14 protein-coding genes are annotated in these 17,743 nt (G+C 35.6%); 6 read left to right on the top strand and 8 right to left on the bottom strand.

Annotated features, from left to right (window positions below):
* Positions 1-56 precede the first annotated feature (56 nt).
* Positions 57-1,505, bottom strand: a complete 1,449-nt coding sequence (locus Q3Y49_RS11515; RefSeq protein WP_303268325.1) for a response regulator — start codon at positions 1,503-1,505, stop codon at positions 57-59.
* Between the two features lie 44 nt (positions 1,506-1,549).
* On the opposite strand from Q3Y49_RS11515, the gene Q3Y49_RS11510 reads away from it, so the two are divergent.
* Together Q3Y49_RS11510 and Q3Y49_RS11505 are read left to right on the top strand one after the other, a co-directional pair.
* On the top strand, positions 1,550-2,197 hold the full coding sequence (locus tag Q3Y49_RS11510; protein ID WP_303268323.1) for a response regulator transcription factor: 648 nt from the start codon (positions 1,550-1,552) through the stop codon (positions 2,195-2,197).
* A 31-nt stretch (positions 2,198-2,228) separates the two neighbouring features.
* Complete coding sequence (locus tag Q3Y49_RS11505) at positions 2,229-4,493, top strand: patatin-like phospholipase family protein (protein ID WP_303268321.1); 2,265 nt, start codon at positions 2,229-2,231, stop codon at positions 4,491-4,493.
* A gap of 2 nt (positions 4,494-4,495) precedes the next feature.
* Here the strand turns inward: Q3Y49_RS11505 and Q3Y49_RS11500 are convergent, their stop codons facing one another.
* From Q3Y49_RS11500 to Q3Y49_RS11485, 4 genes are all read right to left on the bottom strand, one after another.
* A complete protein-coding gene (locus Q3Y49_RS11500) occupies positions 4,496-5,554 on the bottom strand; it encodes a mechanosensitive ion channel family protein (protein WP_303268320.1) in 1,059 nt (352 codons plus the stop codon).
* Positions 5,547-6,884 (bottom strand): serine hydrolase domain-containing protein, encoded by a 1,338-nt coding sequence (locus Q3Y49_RS11495; protein ID WP_303268318.1) that lies wholly within the window; start codon positions 6,882-6,884, stop codon positions 5,547-5,549. The genes Q3Y49_RS11500 and Q3Y49_RS11495 overlap by 8 nt, the downstream gene beginning before the upstream one ends.
* A gap of 99 nt (positions 6,885-6,983) precedes the next feature.
* Positions 6,984-7,271 (bottom strand): sll1863 family stress response protein, encoded by a 288-nt coding sequence (locus tag Q3Y49_RS11490; protein WP_303268316.1) that lies wholly within the window; start codon positions 7,269-7,271, stop codon positions 6,984-6,986.
* A gap of 26 nt (positions 7,272-7,297) precedes the next feature.
* Positions 7,298-8,485 carry an acyl-CoA dehydrogenase family protein gene (locus Q3Y49_RS11485; RefSeq protein ID WP_303268314.1) on the bottom strand — a complete coding sequence of 396 codons (1,188 nt, stop codon included), beginning with the start codon at positions 8,483-8,485 and terminating at the stop codon, positions 7,298-7,300.
* A gap of 122 nt (positions 8,486-8,607) precedes the next feature.
* Between Q3Y49_RS11485 and Q3Y49_RS11480 the strand changes: the two genes are divergently transcribed.
* The 4 genes from Q3Y49_RS11480 to Q3Y49_RS11465 are packed head-to-tail and all read left to right on the top strand — an operon-like array spanning position 8,608 to position 13,402.
* The gene (locus tag Q3Y49_RS11480) at positions 8,608-9,600 is read left to right on the top strand and encodes a tryptophan 2,3-dioxygenase family protein (protein ID WP_303268312.1); all 993 of its coding nucleotides are present in this window, start codon (positions 8,608-8,610) and stop codon (positions 9,598-9,600) included.
* Between the two features lie 7 nt (positions 9,601-9,607).
* On the top strand, positions 9,608-11,443 hold the full coding sequence (locus tag Q3Y49_RS11475) for a toxin-antitoxin system YwqK family antitoxin (RefSeq protein ID WP_303268310.1): 1,836 nt from the start codon (positions 9,608-9,610) through the stop codon (positions 11,441-11,443).
* A 19-nt stretch (positions 11,444-11,462) separates the two neighbouring features.
* The gene (locus Q3Y49_RS11470) at positions 11,463-13,037 is read left to right on the top strand and encodes an NAD(P)/FAD-dependent oxidoreductase (protein WP_303268309.1); all 1,575 of its coding nucleotides are present in this window, start codon (positions 11,463-11,465) and stop codon (positions 13,035-13,037) included.
* Entirely contained in the window at positions 13,034-13,402 is a 369-nt protein-coding gene (locus Q3Y49_RS11465) for a CoA-binding protein (RefSeq protein ID WP_303268308.1), read from the top strand. The genes Q3Y49_RS11470 and Q3Y49_RS11465 overlap by 4 nt, the downstream gene beginning before the upstream one ends.
* Before the next feature lie 151 nt (positions 13,403-13,553).
* Here Q3Y49_RS11465 and hisB read toward each other — a convergent pair whose 3' ends face one another.
* From hisB to Q3Y49_RS11450, 3 genes are all read right to left on the bottom strand, one after another.
* Complete coding sequence (gene hisB / locus Q3Y49_RS11460) at positions 13,554-14,651, bottom strand: bifunctional histidinol-phosphatase/imidazoleglycerol-phosphate dehydratase HisB (protein ID WP_303268306.1); 1,098 nt, start codon at positions 14,649-14,651, stop codon at positions 13,554-13,556.
* A gap of 119 nt (positions 14,652-14,770) precedes the next feature.
* Positions 14,771-16,942, bottom strand: a complete 2,172-nt coding sequence (rnr, locus tag Q3Y49_RS11455; RefSeq protein ID WP_303268305.1) for a ribonuclease R — start codon at positions 16,940-16,942, stop codon at positions 14,771-14,773.
* A 60-nt stretch (positions 16,943-17,002) separates the two neighbouring features.
* On the bottom strand, positions 17,003-17,704 hold the full coding sequence (locus tag Q3Y49_RS11450) for a 3'-5' exonuclease (protein WP_303268304.1): 702 nt from the start codon (positions 17,702-17,704) through the stop codon (positions 17,003-17,005).
* Positions 17,705-17,743: the final 39 nt, after the last annotated feature.

The following is a 17,743-nucleotide window of genomic DNA, read 5'->3' as shown; positions in this document are numbered from 1 at the left end:
TTACATTAAAAAGTACTTTAATATTAACCCTTTAGAATAAATATTGTTACATCAAGCTAATTTTCAATCTCCTTAGAATTGTTATTTATTTTCTTTCTTAGAGGTATTTCTACAAAAACTAAGGTGCCGTCTTTTGATTCAATGGTCATTTTTCCAGACAAACTTTCCGCTCTTTTATTCATATTAAACAACCCAAAACTGAAGTCTGAATTGAGCTTTTTCTCTACGTCAAATCCTTTCCCATTATCTTCGATGGTCAATTGTAAAATATTGTCATATCGTGTTAATTGTACAAAAACTTCAGTTGCATTAGCATATTTAATTATATTATTCAATGATTCTTGAGTTATTCTGAAAAGATTATATTCAATGTTCAAATCTTCAATTCTTTTATCAAGATTGGTGTAGAAATTGAATTCAGTATCATCTAAAGTGTTATTAAATTCTCCAATAAGCTCTTTTATAGTATCAACAAATCCGAAATCCTCTACGGACTTAGGAATCAACTCGTACGCAATACTTCTCGTCTCCTGCAATCCTTTTCTTAAGAATTTAACACCCTGTTTGAATTTTTCAAGTTCATTTTCTGAAATCTGAATTGATTGTTCATCCAAAGATTCAAAATTCAAAAGTGCTATAGTCAGGGTCTGTTGAAGTCCGTCATGAATATCTCTAGCTATTTTACTTTTTTGTCGATCCTCAGCCTCAATTACGGCAGACATGATTTTTTCTTCATGATTAATCCGATCTGTTATATCCTGACTTACCATAAGAAATCCACTTAGCTCATTCTTGGAATGTAAAGGACCAATAACTGTCGAAAACCATTGGAAATTTTCATAAAAATTAAAGGCTCGCGTAATAATATTATGACTTTTTTTGGTTCTAACCACTCTAGCCATTGTTTGAAAAAGCTTTTTTAATTCATCATCAGGTAAATAGTCAGAAATATTTTTTCCAATGCTAGCCTTCGTCAGGGCAGTAGTTTCTTGATTTATTTCCAAAATATTTCCATCCAAATCGGTATGTATAATCTGGGCAGGAACATTATCTGAGATTATTTTCAGCTTTTCAGATGTCTCAATCAACTGTTTGTAATAATAGTCTTTCTGTCTTAATGCAACTACCATCTGGAATGCATTATCAATATCAAATTTTAAGCCGTCAAAATTGTCCGACTTTTCGTGAAACCTATAAATATTTACTTTATTAATAGCTTGCAGCATCACCTCGTGATTCACTACACCTGTTAATAATATCCTACCAACATTTGGCTGAATGTTTTGAATGGCCTGTAAGAATTCAATTCCGTCCATCAATGGCATGATTTGATCCGTTAAGATCACATCAACCTCATTTTTTTTGAGGAATTTTATGGATTTGTTAGGATCACTAAAGCCTATAATTTCATAATAATCTTCTAAATTAGCTTCCAGTATGGCTAGATTGATTTCGTCATCATCAAGATAAAATACTCTTGGTTTTTTATTTTTACTATCTTCCATAGTTTAATTTTTACAGTTGTATAAAGTTATTATTATATTTCGGAATGATAAAAGTTTTGTTAGTTGATGACCACCGTTTAATCCGGGACGGGATAAGGTTTTATCTGGAAAAAGAAGAAAATGAGATCACTATTGCCGGTGAAGCTAGCGACGGAAAACAAGCTTTGATTTTTTTAGAAAAAAATCCTGAAGCAGTTGATGTAATGCTGACCGACATCAGTATGCCTGAAATGAATGGTGTCGAATTAGCAGCAGAAGTACATAAAGCATTTCCCGAAGTGAAAATTATCGCACTTACAATGATAAAAGACAGCCAGTATGTAAAGCAAATGTTACAAGCTGGGGCCTCAGGATACCTATTAAAAAACGCAAGGGAGAAAGAGATTGTAGATGCGGTGAAGACTGTATTTCAAGGGGATACTTATTATGCTCAGGAAGCTACCAAAGCCATTATGGACTTCATGAGCAAGAAGAAACAAGACGCTGATGTAGTTGCCATCTCCAAAAGAGAAAAAGAAGTATTGAGACTAATTATTGATGAATTAAGCAATCAAGAAATTGCAGATAAATTATTTATTAGCATAAGGACTGTGGAAGCGCATAAGAGGAATTTAATGGAGAAAACGGGCTCAAAAACTTTGGCAGGTTTAGTAAAATATGCCATCAACAACTTCCTATTTGAAGATTTATAGAAGTGCCTTGTTATAAGGAAATGATATATTTATGAAAAAACGTATCCATTCAATAGTCTATTCATTTCCATTTCAATTGATTCTAAATCATTTTAAGAAGAATCAATTATTGTTACTTTGTTGGGTGCTGCTATTTTCAATTATTAATGGCGGCTTTGCAAAAGGGTTAGGCATCCCGTATCTTTTTCTTTCTCCTGAATATTTAAATGAAGTTAGTTTTCAAAGCTATCTGATTGTCGGTTTAACCCTAGGTGGATTAATAGTGGCCTTTAATATTGCCTCCTACATTTTAGACGGTTATAAATTTCATTTTATCAGCACCATAACCAAACCTTTTTCTAAATTCTCATTAAATAATTCACTTATTCCAATCGCTTTTATAATCAACTATGTTATTCAGGTAATCAATTATCAAATGCTCTATGAATTCATGGGCTTTTGGCAAGCATCTATTCTTGCCTCTGCTGTTCCCTTGGGTATTTTTATATCTATTTTTATTTTACAGCTTTACTTTTGGTTCACCAATAAAGATTTTAGGGAAGTATTAGCCGAACGTGTAGAGAAAAGAATAAAGAAACTTACGATTGGAAGGATTGCAGCAGTTAAATATCACAAAGATCTTAAAAAACAGCAAACTGAAGTAGTAGGTTTTTTCGATTTGAAATTCAAATGGGTAAAAGTTAATCAACAAGATGATAAAAAAATATTTGGGGTCATTAACAGTATCTTTGATCAAAATCATCTTAATACGGTAATAGCAGAGCTTTTTATTTTTGTTATTATCCTAATTTTAGGGGCCTTTAGGGATTACCCATACTTTCAAATTCCTGCAGCTGCAAGTGCAGTTCTTTTTATTAGCATCATATTAATGGCAGTTGGAGCTATCACCTTTTGGTTTCGATCCTGGGCAATTACGGGGGCAATTACCATCTTCTTTCTTATCAATTATCTATCTACAGTTGACTTCATAAGTAAAACGCATTATGCCCACGGACTTGATTATGAAACCGAAGCAACTCTTTATAGTCAAAATGCTATTGACAAATTGAGTAATGATACCGTAATAAACGAGGATAAAAACACTACTTTAAAAATTCTAAATAATTGGAGACAGCGATTTGAACAAAAACCTAAAATGATTTTGCTAACTGCCAGTGGTGGCGGACAGCGGGCAGCATATTGGACAATGAATGCACTGCAAAAGGCAGACAGTATCACTAACGGAAACCTCTTTAAACATACCGTTAGTATTTCAGGTGCATCAGGAGGGTTAATAGGAGCCGCCTACTTCCGAGAGCTTAAATATTTAGAGAAAAAAAATAATGACATTAACATTTACGACTCTCAATATCTATCAAACATTGGAAAAGAAGCTCTCAACCCTATAATATTTAGTTTACTGACCAATGACATTTTCTTTCGATATCAGTCTTTTGACTATGGCGGATATAGCTACCCGAAAGATAGAGGATATGCGTTTGAGCAGAAGCTAAATAGAAACTTAGGGGGGATTTTAAATAAGAGAATCATTGATTATAAAGAACCTGAATTGAAAGCTGAAATCCCTATGTTACTGTTAGCGCCAACCAGCGTTAATGACGGTAGGAAATTATACATTACCCCAAATAGTACTAGCTATATGTCTAGCAAATCCATTACTGATGATTCATTGAATACATTGATGGATAATAGAAGTATTGATTTTTTAAGGATGTTCAAAGATCAGGGTTCGGAAAATCTTAGCTTTTTGACTGCGCTGAGAATGAGTGCTTCGTTTCCATATATAACTCCCAACGTAAACCTTCCTAGCAATCCTAGTCTTGAAATTATGGATGCAGGTTTAGCAGATAATTTTGGGGTAAGTGATGCCGTTTTATTTTTGTACAACTTTAAAGATTGGATTGCAGAAAACACTTCTGGTGTCATTATTTTAACCATCAGAGATTCTAAAAAAGCAGCAATAATTGATAAAAAACAGAACTTATCGATTTTAGAAAAACTCTTTACTCCTATCAGTAACATATATAATAACTGGTCCAATGTGCAAGATACACGTAATGATTTACTAATAGAATATGCCTCAGAATGGTTTGACGGTAACTTAAGTCATGCCATGCTAACTTATGATGCAGGACAAACTATTTCTGACGATAGCATTAAAAAGATGACCCATATACAAGAAAGGGCATCCTTAAACTGGCGTTTGACTGGTCGCGAAAAGTATAATATAAGAAATGCAATCAACAGTAGTGAAAATCAAAAAACTTTATACTGGTTACATCAAACATTGAAATAGCTTCATTGAGTCATCTCCAATCTGGTTTTTGGTAATGCCGTAGGATAATTTTCCTGTATAAATACTAACATCTTTTCTCTAACGAAACATTTTAAGTCCCAAGCTGTTGGGGAGTCCTTTGCTGACATTAACATTCGGATCTGCATTGTTTTTTCAGTGCAGTCTGTAACCTGAAGGACTTGAACATTTTTATTCCATAAATCAGTATTTGCCAAAATTGACTCAAATTCATTCCTTAATTCATCAATTGGAATTGTGTAATCGGTAAATAAAAAGACACTACCTATGATATCTGCAGAATTTCTAGTCCAGTTTTGAAAGGTTTGTTCGGTGAAATAAGTAATTGGAAGCACCAACCGTCTTTGATCCCAAATCTTTACTACAACATAGGTCAAGTTTATTTCTTCTATCCATCCCCATTCCTTTTCGACAAATACAGCGTCTCCAATTTTAATTGGCTGAGTAAAAGCAATTTGTATTCCTGCCAATAAATTCCCAATAGTTTTTTGCGCAGCCAAACCTATAATTATACCAGCTACACCGGCAGATGTCAAAAAAGTTGCTCCATATTTTCTTACTCCTTCAAATTGTAATAAGAATAAACTCAATCCAATCATGGTAATTAAGAAAATGACAATTTTTCGAACAAAGATAACTTGCGTAATTACTTGCCGCTGTTTCAGGTTATCAGCATGAGAAATATTAAACCTTTGATTGAGAACATCTTGAAAAAAATAAATTAGTCGGATAGCCACTATAGTGAAAGAAGCGATAATCAGTGATTCTGTTATCAATAGCAACCAGTCGTTAATGTTTACCCCTAATTCTAAACTCGGAATTAGACTATGCATAATCAGCATTGGAATGAACAGAAAAATACTTCCTTTAAAACGGTTTTCCAGAATTCCTATCAGTTCTCTGTCATCCTTTTTATTAAGGACAAGTAAAGTTTTGAAGAATAAATATCGGATGATAATCCCAATAATAATTGAGACACACGTACAAACAAATAAGCGTAAAAAAGGCGTTTCTATTCCAATAGAATCAAAATATTCAATCATCAGTGCTTTCTACTTCTTTCTTTAATTTAAACTTCATTCCATTTTGTTCCAAAGTAAGCAAGCTATTTTCAGAATCAAAAACTATTTTGATTCCAGCAGGATCAAACTTAAAACTATAGGGATTAATAGCTGTCAATGGAAAAGCTGATTGCCCTGTTGCTTGAGCCATCAATTGACTATTATCTGCAATTGAAATTGTTATTTTTAACGGGAAGGTTTCTGAGCTGTAAACACCTTCAAAATCAATAAGTTCTTCTCGCTGCAGTGCAACACCTGCTTTGAAATCAGGTATTTCAAATTCTTTCCCGAAATAGGCTGCTAAAAGCCCAAGTAATATATCATTCCTTTTATAACTAACTGCATTGCATAAAATCACGACAGTTAAATTTTCGGACTCTAGGTGGACAGCCACCGACTGAAATCCATCGATACCTCCTGTATGGCCCAATATTTTTTGATCATAGTAGGGCATTTGGAATAATCCGTAACCAAAACCATCTTTAATCTCTTTCATTTTACTCAAGGATGACTCTTCTAATATTTCACCATTAAACAAAGCTTCGTAAAATATCGCAACCTCTTTTGCTGTTGCTGAAATTCCTCCTGCCCCCATTGTAATCATCATATTAGTTTCGGGAGAAACCTCCCATTGGGCTGTCCTGAAATATGAGACAGATGCATTTGCCGATTGATCTATTGCTTTCGCAAAATATGTATTTTCAAGTTTTAGGGGAACCAAAATCTTTTCCTTTAGGATATCTCCGTATTTCAACCCGTAAACATCCTCCAAAATATAAGACAATAAAACATAGGCTGTATTGGAGTATTCATGTCCTTCATCAGGTCTAAAGTTATTTTTTGTAGATAATAAAATCTCCAACATTTCAGACTTTGTCTTTGCCTGTGTCATATACTGGACATAGAAAGGTGAATTTGTAAAATTATATAAGCCGCTTCTGTGCTGTAGCATATGGCTTATTGATATTTGATCAGAATTTTCAAATTCAGGATAAAACTTGGATAGTTTATCATCTAGTTTTAACAGCCCCTCCTCTACTGCCTTCATTACAAGCGTTGCAGTGTAAGTTTTGGATATAGAACCTATTCGGAATAAAGTGTTAGGATTATTCTTCTGCTTAGATTTGATTTCAGCAAAACCGTAGGCTTTTTGATACAATAGTTGGCCATCTTTCAGAACAGCAACGGAACCCATTCCTTCATCGTGCTCTTCAATGGCATTTAGTAAACTGTCTGCTTTTGAGCTACCATAATCTTGCGCAGATGCAAGTTGGCAGGAAAGGAATAGTAAGGTTGATATTAATATCTTCATAATTATTGTTTTCAGCTATGAAGATAAACAAAATAACTTCCAGTGGAAATGCACAATAAAATTTCATAAAAAAGGCCAGGAAAACCCTGGCTCTTAGTTCTATTTTAATTTATCCTTGGTTTGGTTAATTATGTCCTTAAAAGCTTCTGTGGACGAAAAAAAAGCGTCACTCAATTCCTGAGCTGCTATATCTCCAAAATTTTCGACTCTAGAGTATTTCTCTTCTAGCTCATTTTGCAGTTTTTCCAACCTTGTCAGATTCTCCGCAATCTCATCGTTGCGCTCAGACTGAGCATTTCGCGCTTCTGCTTTTAATACCTCAAATTCCGTTTTTAATTCTTTTATTTTCTTTGTAGATGAGTTCTTAAATTCTTCAAATTTTTCCATTAATCCATTTGATTTATGTTAAAAAATTATTCAAATGCTGCAATTCCAGTAATTTCTTTCCCTAAGATCAACAAATGAATATCGTGTGTTCCTTCATACGTTATTACAGACTCGAGGTTTGCCATATGTCGCATCATTGGATAATCTCCAGTAATTCCCATTCCCCCGTGAATTTGTCTTGCTTCTCTAGCAATATTTAATGCTATTTCCACCGCATTACGCTTTGCAAGTGAAATTTGAGGCGTTGAGGCTTTGCCCTCATCCATTAATTGTGCCAGTCTATAATTTAACAATTGCGACTTGGTGATTTCCGTCAACATCTCTGATAACTTCTTCTGAGTCAACTGGAAAGAAGCAATTGGCTTACCGAACTGGATACGTTCTAAGGAATACCTTCTTGCTGAATCATAGCAATCCATTGCAGCTCCAATAGCACCCCAGGCTATTCCGAATCTGGCAGAATCTAAGCATTTCATGGGAGCACCTAATCCTGATTTTCCTTCTAATAAATTTTCCTTTGGTACTTTCACATTATCAAAAACTAATTCACCGGTAGTGCTCGCCCGTAAAGACCATTTGCCGTGAGTTTCCGGAGTGGTAAACCCTTCCATGCCTCTTTCTACAATCAATCCGTGGATTCTTCCTGATTCATCTTTAGCCCATACAACAGCAACATCACACTTAGGGGAATTGGAAATCCACATTTTTGCACCATTAAGAAGATAATGGTCTCCTTTATCCTTAAAATTAGTTGTCATGCCTCCTGGATTAGAACCATGATCAGGCTCTGTTAATCCAAAACTTCCCAGCCATTCACCTGATGCTAATTTCGGTAAATACTTCTTTCTTTGGGCTTCATTTCCAAAAGCATAAATCGGATACATCACCAATGAACCCTGAACCGAGGCTGTTGATCGCATCCCTGAATCTCCCCTTTCAATCTCTTGCATGATGAGTCCATAAGAAACATAATCTAAACCTCCACCGCCATACTCTTGTGGAATAGTTGGACCAAAGGCTCCTACATCACCAAACTTTTTTACTATTTCATATGGAAAATGTGCATTTTGTGCCCATTCCTCAATATTGGGACTGATTTCTTTTTTCACAAAATCTCTGACTGATTGTCTGATTAATTTGTGTTCTTCTGTTAGCAACCCATCTAAAGCGTAAAAATCCGGTGACTCAAATTGGTCGGTTGATTGATTAGTCATAAATATTTAGTCGTTTTTATTTTTGTAACTTTGTTAGCTCAATTGAATAGTGCAAATTTAAAAGTATTTTCAAGAAACCTTCAAAAAAGGGGAAATTTGCACTAATACTTATTTTTTAACCTATGAACACAGAACAGATCAATAAAAGTTTAGAAAAACTGAATCTTAAGTATCAGTCAATGGGACAGGACTTATCAGCTTATCTTGACGGATTACTGTTATCAAACTACACTACTTATTGGGACTACATAAGTGTTGATACACTATTAACTCTTCAAAGACCAAAGACGGACTTCCCCGATGAAGAAATTTTCATCATGTATCATCAAATTACGGAGCTCTATTTCAAAATGTGCCTCAATGAAATGGAACAAATTGCTAATAATGGTCAGATTATTGGCGAAAACGGAGAAGATTTAGGTTGGAATGAGAAATTAGACGTTGGCTTTTTCCTTAGAAGAATAAACAGAATGAATAAATACTTTGAGACTTTAACTCATTCATTCGATATTATGGTCCAAGGAATGGAAAAAGAACAGTTCCAAAGATTTCGAATGGCTCTTTTACCAGCAAGTGGATTTCAATCCGCGCAATATAGGTTAATTGAATTTGCATCCACTCCACTAATTCATTTGGTTAGAAAAGAGAAAAAAGAGGCCTGCGAAAATGCATCTCTTGAAGAAAAATATGAGCATATTTATTGGAAAGAAGGGGCAACAGAAGTGGAAACAGGCCAAAAAACACTGACCCTAGAGCAATTTGAAAAAAAATACAAAGAGGAATTTCTTGAATGGATTAAACGTTTTCAGGATAAAAATATTTATTTAAAATATTTGTCACTTGACCAAGACTCTAAAAACAATGAAAAACTAAAGGAAGCTTTGCGAAACTTTGATTTGAATGTAAATGTTTTTTGGCCTCTGGTTCACTACAAATCTGCGGTCAGGTATTTACAACAAGAGAATAAGGATGTGCCTGCAACAGGTGGTACAAATTGGCAGCAATATTTACCCCCTAGGTTCCAAAAACGTATCTTTTTCCCTGAACTATGGTCAAAGAAAGAGATAGAAGAATGGGGAAAGGGATGGGTCATTAAAGAGATTTTTGGAGAGTAAAAAAAGTATGAAGATAGTTTTCAGCATCATATTGACATTAGTTCCATACCTACTTTCAGCGCAAAGCAAGGAGGTTAAAGTCTATTACGATGACGAAAGAGAGCATTTAAAAGAACGCTATTTTGTTAAAGATTTGGATCCCAGCATTCTATATGGAACCTATGAATCCTATTATATCTCTGGAGAATTAAAAAGTAAGGGTCAGTATATTAATGACGAGACCTACGGCCAATGGAAATATTACTATGAAAATGGAAAGCTGAAAATGCAAGGCCAGCTTAAAAATAATTCCAATCATGGGCTGTGGTCTTATTACTTTGAAAACGGGGAACTGAGAATGGAGGGAAGAATTTATGATGGACAGCGCCAGAGCCTCTGGAAATATTATTATGAGACAGGGATCATTAAAAGTGAAGGAGAGTACAAGGACGACCAAAAAAATGGACTTTGGACAAATTACTCTGAAAATGGCAATTTAAAGGCTAAGGCAATTTATAAAAACGGAAATGGAATTTACAAAGAGTTTTATCCAAGTGGGAACCTAAAATCAGAGGGATTCATTAAAGATGAACAAAGTGATAGCCTGTGGAAAAATTATTACAAAACCGGTAATTTAAAGTCTAAGGGAAACTATAAGGAAGGTGCTAAGGAAGGAAGATGGGTATATTTCTATGAGGATGGAAAACTATCAGGAGAAGGGAGTTATGTTGATAATTTGAGTCATGGAAAATGGGTGTATTACCATTCTAATGGCCAAGTAAGCGCTGAAGGAGCTGAGAGAGAGGGTAAAAAAGAAGGATACTGGAAACTTTACTTTGAGGATGGTAGATTAAAAGGAGAAGGGATTTACGATGCGGGCAGTGGTGAATACAAAGAATTTTATGAAAGCGGAAAACTAAAATTAAAGGGCTCAGTGGTTGATGGGAAAAGCGAAGGGAAATGGGAGTATTTTTACGAATCTGGCGAAAAAGAAGGAAAAGCGGAGTTTGAAAATGGTAAAGGAGAATTTATTGGATATTATCTCAATGGTGATATCAAAATGAAAGGCTTAATTGAAGATGGAGTAAAAATTGGGACATGGGAATTGTATGACGACAATGGCAAATTAGCAGGCTATTATAAGCCTATTTATGAAGATTATGAACCGCTATTAAGAACCGCTAAAAGTCCAAATGAATTATCAGATGAAAACCCACAGTACAATAAGCCAGATTATAGATATAAATCAAAAAGCACCTCTTATTTCAAATCAAGAAACAATGATTTTCCTACATTAATTCTTCAGGCCAATCCATTTAATATGCTTTTTGGTGACTTGCAAGTTGCTTTGGAGTACAATATCCAGCAAAGGATAGGATACGAATTACTTTATCATACTTTTAGAAATCCTTTTTTTGCAAACTCTCTAAATTTACGGGCGGGTGATAACTTTTTTCAAGGGTTCGGATTTAGTTTTAGGCAAAGGTTTTACCATAAAGACACTAAATTCGGAATGCCCTACTTCGGCCATTCCATCTCGTACACTAATGTAGATAGATTCAAATATTACGAAGATGATTCAGGTACCGATGTGCTTTCTGCTGAAATGAATTCACAAGGTATCCGTTATGGTCTACTGGTGGGAAGTAGGATTTTACAAAACCTTAATGATAATGGGTTTACATTTGATATTAACCTTGGCATCAACTTCAATTACTATTTCTTCGGAGAAGTTATAAACGAAGGTGAAAAAGTAGGGATCTTTGAAGATATAAAAAGTTCAAGTTTTAAGTTGCAGCCAATAGTTGGCCTTTCCTTTGGTTATGTTTTTAAACTTAAGAATGTAAAGACCTTAAATCCGTAGCCAGCATACAAGAAATAAAATGATAGAAAAAGAAGTAGTTCTAAAGCCAGAAGAGGCTTTCAACGAGGAAGAGGTTTTAGCGGTAATTCAAAAAAAGTTAGGATTAAAATCAACCCAAGATTTTAGAATTTCCAAGCGGTCGATTGATGCTCGTTCAAAGGAAGTAAAAGTACGGATTAAAGTTGACATAAGTCAAAATGAGCCTTTTCCAGCTAGAATAAACTATAAAATTGAGGACTTGCCCGAGGTTCATAATGCGCGACAATCAGCCATTATTATTGGAGCAGGACCAGCTGGTTTATTTTCAGCATTACGACTAATTGAACTCGGATGGAAACCCATTATTTTAGAACGAGGGAAAGACGTTAGATCTCGAAGGAGAGATTTGGCTGACATCAATAAAAAGCATATTGTAAATTCCGAAAGTAATTATTGCTTTGGTGAAGGCGGTGCTGGCACCTATTCTGACGGAAAGCTCTACACCCGTTCCAAAAAAAGAGGAGATATCTATAGAATTTTGGAAATTTTAGTGGCTCATGGTGCTAAAGAAGATATCATGATCGATGCTCACCCTCATATTGGAACTAACAAACTTCCGAAAATCATCCAAAACATCAGAGAAACCATATTGGCACATGGAGGAGAAGTCCATTTTGACACCAAGGTCACAGGATTTAAGGTGGAAAAACATGAGCTTAAATCTGTAAGCACCGCAAGTGGACACGAATTCAAAGCAGATGCTTTCATTTTGGCAACTGGCCATTCCGCCAGAGATATATTTTACTTATTGCACGAAAATAAAATTCTCATTGAAGCCAAGCCCTTTGCCTTGGGGGTTAGAGTTGAGCATCCTCAACAAATTATTGATAAAATTCAATATAAATGTGAAGAGCGAGGACCATATTTACCTGCTTCTTCCTACTCTCTAGTACATCAAACTTACTTTGAAAATAAGCAAAGAGGTGTATTCTCATTTTGCATGTGTCCAGGTGGTTTTATAGTTCCTGCAGCAACAGAAAGTGGAGAAATAGTAGTTAATGGAATGAGTCCATCAAGGAGGGATTCAAGATTCGCCAATTCTGGGATTGTAGCCGCTATTGAATTAGAAGATATGGTAGATTTTGAAAAGTTTGGTTCATTGAAAGGCTTAGAATTACAAAAATCTATTGAACAAAATGCTTGTAAAATAGGAGGAAATAACCAAACTGCCCCCGCTCAAAGATTAGTAGATTTTACTCAGGGGAAGATTAGTCGTGATTTACCAGACACTTCCTACCAGCCCGGTCTATTTTCAGCTCGTATGGATGAAGTCCTTCCTCCCTTTATAACTGAAAGACTGAAGACTGCCTTTAAAGCATATGGTGAAAAAATGAAAGGTTATTTTACAAATGATGCTGTTGTTGTTGGAGTTGAAAGCCGAACGTCCTCTCCCGTTCGAATCCCTAGAGACAAAGAGACGTTAGAACATACCGAAACTAAAAGACTTTTTCCATGTGGAGAAGGTGCTGGATATGCAGGTGGAATTGTTTCTGCCGCCATGGATGGAGAAAGATGTGCGGAAAAAGTCGTTGAAATTTATCAAAATAAGAAATGAGTAAGAAAACTGTCATTATAGGAGCCACTACCAATCCATCAAGATATGCCTATTTCGCAGCGGATAGATTGACTAATGCAGGACATGAAATCGTTCCTGTGGGTATTAAGAAAGGAGAAGTTTTTGGCGAAGAAATTTTAGATATTCGGAAATCCCCCAAAGTTGATAATGTAGATACTGTCACCCTCTACTTGGGAGCCAGACATCAGCCAGAGTACTACAACTATTTACTCAGTCTCAATCCAAAACGAATCATATTCAATCCCGGAACTGAAAACCCTGAATTGGTAAATTTAGCTAAGGACAAGGGAATCGAAACAGAATATGCATGTACATTGGTCATGTTGGGTAGTGGGGTTTACTAAACCTTCTGAGCAATAAACTCACTGAAATTTAAGACTTCTATGTCACTAAAGTAGAAGTCTTCTTTATTTTCCGTTAGTATCACTTTACAACCCGCTCTTTCAGCAGCACAATATTCAAAACCATCTTCCAAATCATAAATTTTCTACTTGATCACAAAGCCCCTTTAGTGCTAGGCAGATCATTTAATCTACTTTCATCTCTGCTCACTGCCATTTTTATCGCGCGAGCCCATCCTTTGAAAATTGCTTCAATCTTATGATGTTCATTATCACCGCTAACCTGAATATCCAAATTACATTGCGCTGCATCCGAAAACGATTTGAAGAAATGAAAGAACATTTCCGTTGGCATATCTCCTACCATTTCTCTCTTAAACTCAGCTTTCCAGTTAATCCAGGGTCTTCCACCAAAATCAATAGCTACTTGTGCTAATGCATCGTCCATAGGCAAAAGAAAGCCATAACGATAGATTCCTTTCTTATTCCCAATTGCTAGTTTAAATGCTTCCCCAAGTGCCAAAGCCGTATCTTCAATGGTGTGATGTTCATCCACCTCCAGGTCGCCATCTACCTGAATGGACAAATCCAAGCCCCCATGTTTCCCGAGCTGGTCTAGCATATGATCAAAAAACTTTAGACCAGTAGCATTCGATACTTTTCCACTTCCATCTAAATTCAACTCAATTTTAATATCAGTCTCATTCGTTTTGCGAGTTATAGAAGCTGTCCTTGCTGGCAAAACTAAATATCGTGCTATTTCTCTCCAATCTTTCGATGAAATAGTAGCTTCTGGCAATTCTTCCCCTATGAAAATCGATTTCGCTCCTAGATTTTCAGCTAGCTGAACATCCGTTTTTCTGTCGCCAATCACATAACTGTTAGCTAAATCATATTCATCAGTTAAATATTTATTCAGCATACCTATCCCAGGCTTACGAGTATCTTTTCCCTCTTTTTCAAAACTTCTATCAATATGCTGTTCAACAAAAGTTACCCCCTCAATCTCAAGTTGTTTCAACATCTTATTATGAGCAGGCCAAAAAGTATCTTCCGGGTAAGAATCAGTGCCTAGCCCATCCTGATTTGTGACAATGACCAATTCATAATCTGAATTTTGTGCAATAAATTGCAAGGCACTAATGGCGTAGGGCAAAAACTCCAATTTTTCTAAAGAATCAACTTGGAAATCAGATGGTGGCTCTTGAATGATAGTACCATCTCTATCTATAAACAAAACTTTCTTTTTCATTATTCAGTAATTACAAATTCAAAATTAGTGAAATGAAATTGATTTAAAACAAAAAAAGAAACATCTGAATTCTTCAAATATTTCTTTTCCAAAAACATGAATTAATTCTAGTTCAGAAATCATCCATCAACTTCTTCTTTCTCGCAAAATTCCAAATCAATAGTCCTTTTATCAATATCAGTAGCTTTCACTCTGACTGTAACAGGATCCCCTAAGGTGATCATACGCTTATTGTTTTGACCAATGATTCTATAATTCTTTTCATCAAATTCATAGTAGTCATCAGTCATATCGACTAATCGAACCATGCCTTCGCATTTGGTTTCTATGATTTCTACAAAAATCCCCCATTCTGTCACACCTGTAACCAAGCCATCGAATGCTTTATCTTCTACTGATGCCATAAACTCAACTTGTTTGTATTTAATGGAAGCTCTTTCTGCATCTGAAGCTCTTTTCTCCATTTCAGAGGAATGAAGACATTTGGATTCGAATTCTTCTGCATTAACCGACTTTCCTTGATCTAAGTAATGTTGTAGCAACCTGTGCACCATTACGTCCGGATATCTTCTAATTGGAGATGTGAAATGGGTGTAATACTGGAAAGCCAGTCCAAAGTGAAAGGAGCTCTTAGTAGTATATTTCGCCTTCGCCATGGACCGAATTGCCAGGCTCTCCAAAACATTCTGTTCAGGCTTTCCTTGGATTTCATTCATTAAGGAATTCAAAGATTTTGCCACAGCTTTTTCCTCAATTTCTAATTCATGACCAAATCTTTTAGCAAAAATAGAGAAGGTACTCAATTTCTCTGGATCAGGATAATCATGTTGACGATATACGAAAGTCAGTTTTTGGTCACCTTTCTTTTTGGTTGCAATGAATTCGGCTACTTTTCGATTGGCCAACAACATATATTCCTCCACTAATTTGTGGGCATCTTTTCTCACCTTTGGAATAACTCCAAGAGGTTTACCGTTTTCATCCAACTTAAACTTCACTTCCACCGATTCAAAAGCAATAGCTCCATGCTTAAAGCGAGTTGCTTTCAAATTCTTAGCGATTGCATTAAGCGTGGTAAGTTCTTCGGCATGATCTCCAATTCCAGCTTCCAAAACAGCCTGAGCTTCCTCATAAGCAAACCTTCTATCCGAATGTGTTACAGTTCTACCAAACCATTCATTATGAATTGTTCCTTTATCATCTAATTCAAAAACAGCTGAGAAAGTGAATTTATCTTCATTGGGCCTGAGTGAGCATAAGCCATTTGACAATCTTTCAGGCAACATCGGAATGGTCCTGTCCACTAAATAAACAGAAGTTGCTCTAAAATACGCTTCTTCTTCTAGAAGAGTGCCTGGCTGCACATAATAGGTTACATCTGCGATATGAATTCCGATCTCATAATGACCGTTATCTATTTTTTTGAAAGAAATAGCATCATCAAAATCTTTGGCATCCTCAGGATCGATCGTGAAAGTTGTGGTGCCACGCATATCCCTTCGCTTAGAAATTTCCTTTTCAGGTAATTGGTCACTGATCTTTTCAGACTCTCTAACCACAGCTTCGGGAAATTCCATAGGCAATTCAAATTCCGCCATGATGGAATGGATTTCCGCTTCATTCTCCCCAGCTGGTCCTAAGACTTTAATAACCTTAGCTTCTGGTTTTCGGTCTGTATCTCCCCAACTCTTGATTTCAGCAATTACCTTATCTTGATGCTGAGCTCCTCCTAATTTATCATTATTGATAAAGAAATCAGTATGGATATATCGGCTGTCAGGAATCATAAATGCGTAGCGAACAGATTTATCGATTCGCCCTACAAATTGGGTTTTAGCTCGTTCAACGATCTCAATTACCTTTCCTTCTTCCCTGCCGTCTTTATTTTTCTTGGTGATAACTACTTTTACGGTATCTTTATGAAAAGCGCCTTTCAGCTTATCGGTTTTGACAATGATATCCGTTTCCCTGTCTTCGGAAATGATATAGGCTAATCTTGGATTGACGTGGTCAACTTTTCCGATGATAAATTCAGGTTCTCTAGATGAGACATAGGTAGCTCTGGAAGCTTTTTCAATTTTGCCCTCATTCAATAATTCAACCAGTACTTTATCAATTAGTCGCTTCGCTTCGGCAGTGTTGCTACCCATTGCTTTTGCAATATTTCTAACTGTAAAGGACTTGTGCAGATTAAAATCTAGAATTTGAAGAACTTCTTGTTTAAGTTCTGGTATGCTTTTAATTATTCTTTTGGCCTTTTTTGGGCCTTTTTTATTTCGTTTTTTACTCATGTTTAAAATTAAAATGTTTTGTAAAGGATATGATTAAGTGAATATGAAGAAATCAATAAATCATTCATCCTTAACTTTAATGATTTGCTCTTCTTGCAAGATGGGTTGACCTTTCAATTTGAGGTACAATTGGCAAGTGAGCACTACATCTTTTTCACAATATTCGGCAATTCTTTTTAAATCACCTTCTTTATAATATACTTCATATACTTGGCTTCCGTCAATATCGTCCTTACTAGTGGGTAAATCAAATATGTGGGCCAATAAATCTAATTTGGTATAATGTTTTCTATCACCGAACTTCCACATTTCCAAAGTGTCCGTATATGGTGTTTGCCATGGCTTCATAGCTGAAACGTCCAATATCGAAGGAAGTTTTAAGCCATTGACCAATATTCGTCTGCAAATATAGGGAATATCAAACTCTTTGATATTATGTCCGCAGATAACTGCATTTGTACCGTCAACCTTTTGTAAAATCTCCACTAACTCTTCCAAGAGTTTGACTTCATTTTTATTAGCTATTGTAGTCAGCCGAAGCTTTCTATTTTTCTCATCTCCAAACATCCAACCTAATGAAGCGACCACAATTTTCCCGAATTCGGCATAAATTCCTGCTCTAGTGTAAATTTCTTCTGCTGTTTCTTCATTTTTTGTGAGAAAAGATGCTTTATGTTGCCAAAGCATCTTCTCTTTTTCGGTTAAGTCGTTGTAATATTCGGTTTGTGGGACAGTTTCTATATCGATAAAAAGTATTGCCATCTTAGGTTGGAGTTTAAGTTGAAAGTCGGCTTAAATTAT

The organism is Marivirga harenae, from assembly GCF_030534335.1.
Lineage (GTDB): Bacteria > Bacteroidota > Bacteroidia > Cytophagales > Cyclobacteriaceae > Marivirga > Marivirga harenae.
The sequence above is the reverse complement of the archived record's forward strand: the minus strand, read 5'-3'. Positions and strand labels throughout refer to the sequence as shown.

Coding starts and splice junctions, on each gene's coding strand:
- hisB (WP_303268306.1), bottom strand. CDS start 14,651: ATGAAAAAGAAAGTTTTGTTTATAGATAGAGATGGTACTATCATTCAA.
- Q3Y49_RS11490 (WP_303268316.1), bottom strand. CDS start 7,271: ATGGAAAAATTTGAAGAATTTAAGAACTCATCTACAAAGAAAATAAAA.
- Q3Y49_RS11515 (WP_303268325.1), bottom strand. CDS start 1,505: ATGGAAGATAGTAAAAATAAAAAACCAAGAGTATTTTATCTTGATGAT.
- Q3Y49_RS11505 (WP_303268321.1), top strand. CDS start 2,229: ATGAAAAAACGTATCCATTCAATAGTCTATTCATTTCCATTTCAATTG.
- rnr (WP_303268305.1), bottom strand. CDS start 16,942: ATGAGTAAAAAACGAAATAAAAAAGGCCCAAAAAAGGCCAAAAGAATA.
- Q3Y49_RS11510 (WP_303268323.1), top strand. CDS start 1,550: ATGATAAAAGTTTTGTTAGTTGATGACCACCGTTTAATCCGGGACGGG.
- Q3Y49_RS11480 (WP_303268312.1), top strand. CDS start 8,608: ATGAACACAGAACAGATCAATAAAAGTTTAGAAAAACTGAATCTTAAG.
- Q3Y49_RS11450 (WP_303268304.1), bottom strand. CDS start 17,704: ATGGCAATACTTTTTATCGATATAGAAACTGTCCCACAAACCGAATAT.
- Q3Y49_RS11485 (WP_303268314.1), bottom strand. CDS start 8,485: ATGACTAATCAATCAACCGACCAATTTGAGTCACCGGATTTTTACGCT.
- Q3Y49_RS11465 (WP_303268308.1), top strand. CDS start 13,034: ATGAGTAAGAAAACTGTCATTATAGGAGCCACTACCAATCCATCAAGA.
- Q3Y49_RS11495 (WP_303268318.1), bottom strand. CDS start 6,884: ATGAAGATATTAATATCAACCTTACTATTCCTTTCCTGCCAACTTGCA.
- Q3Y49_RS11475 (WP_303268310.1), top strand. CDS start 9,608: ATGAAGATAGTTTTCAGCATCATATTGACATTAGTTCCATACCTACTT.
- Q3Y49_RS11470 (WP_303268309.1), top strand. CDS start 11,463: ATGATAGAAAAAGAAGTAGTTCTAAAGCCAGAAGAGGCTTTCAACGAG.
- Q3Y49_RS11500 (WP_303268320.1), bottom strand. CDS start 5,554: ATGATTGAATATTTTGATTCTATTGGAATAGAAACGCCTTTTTTACGC.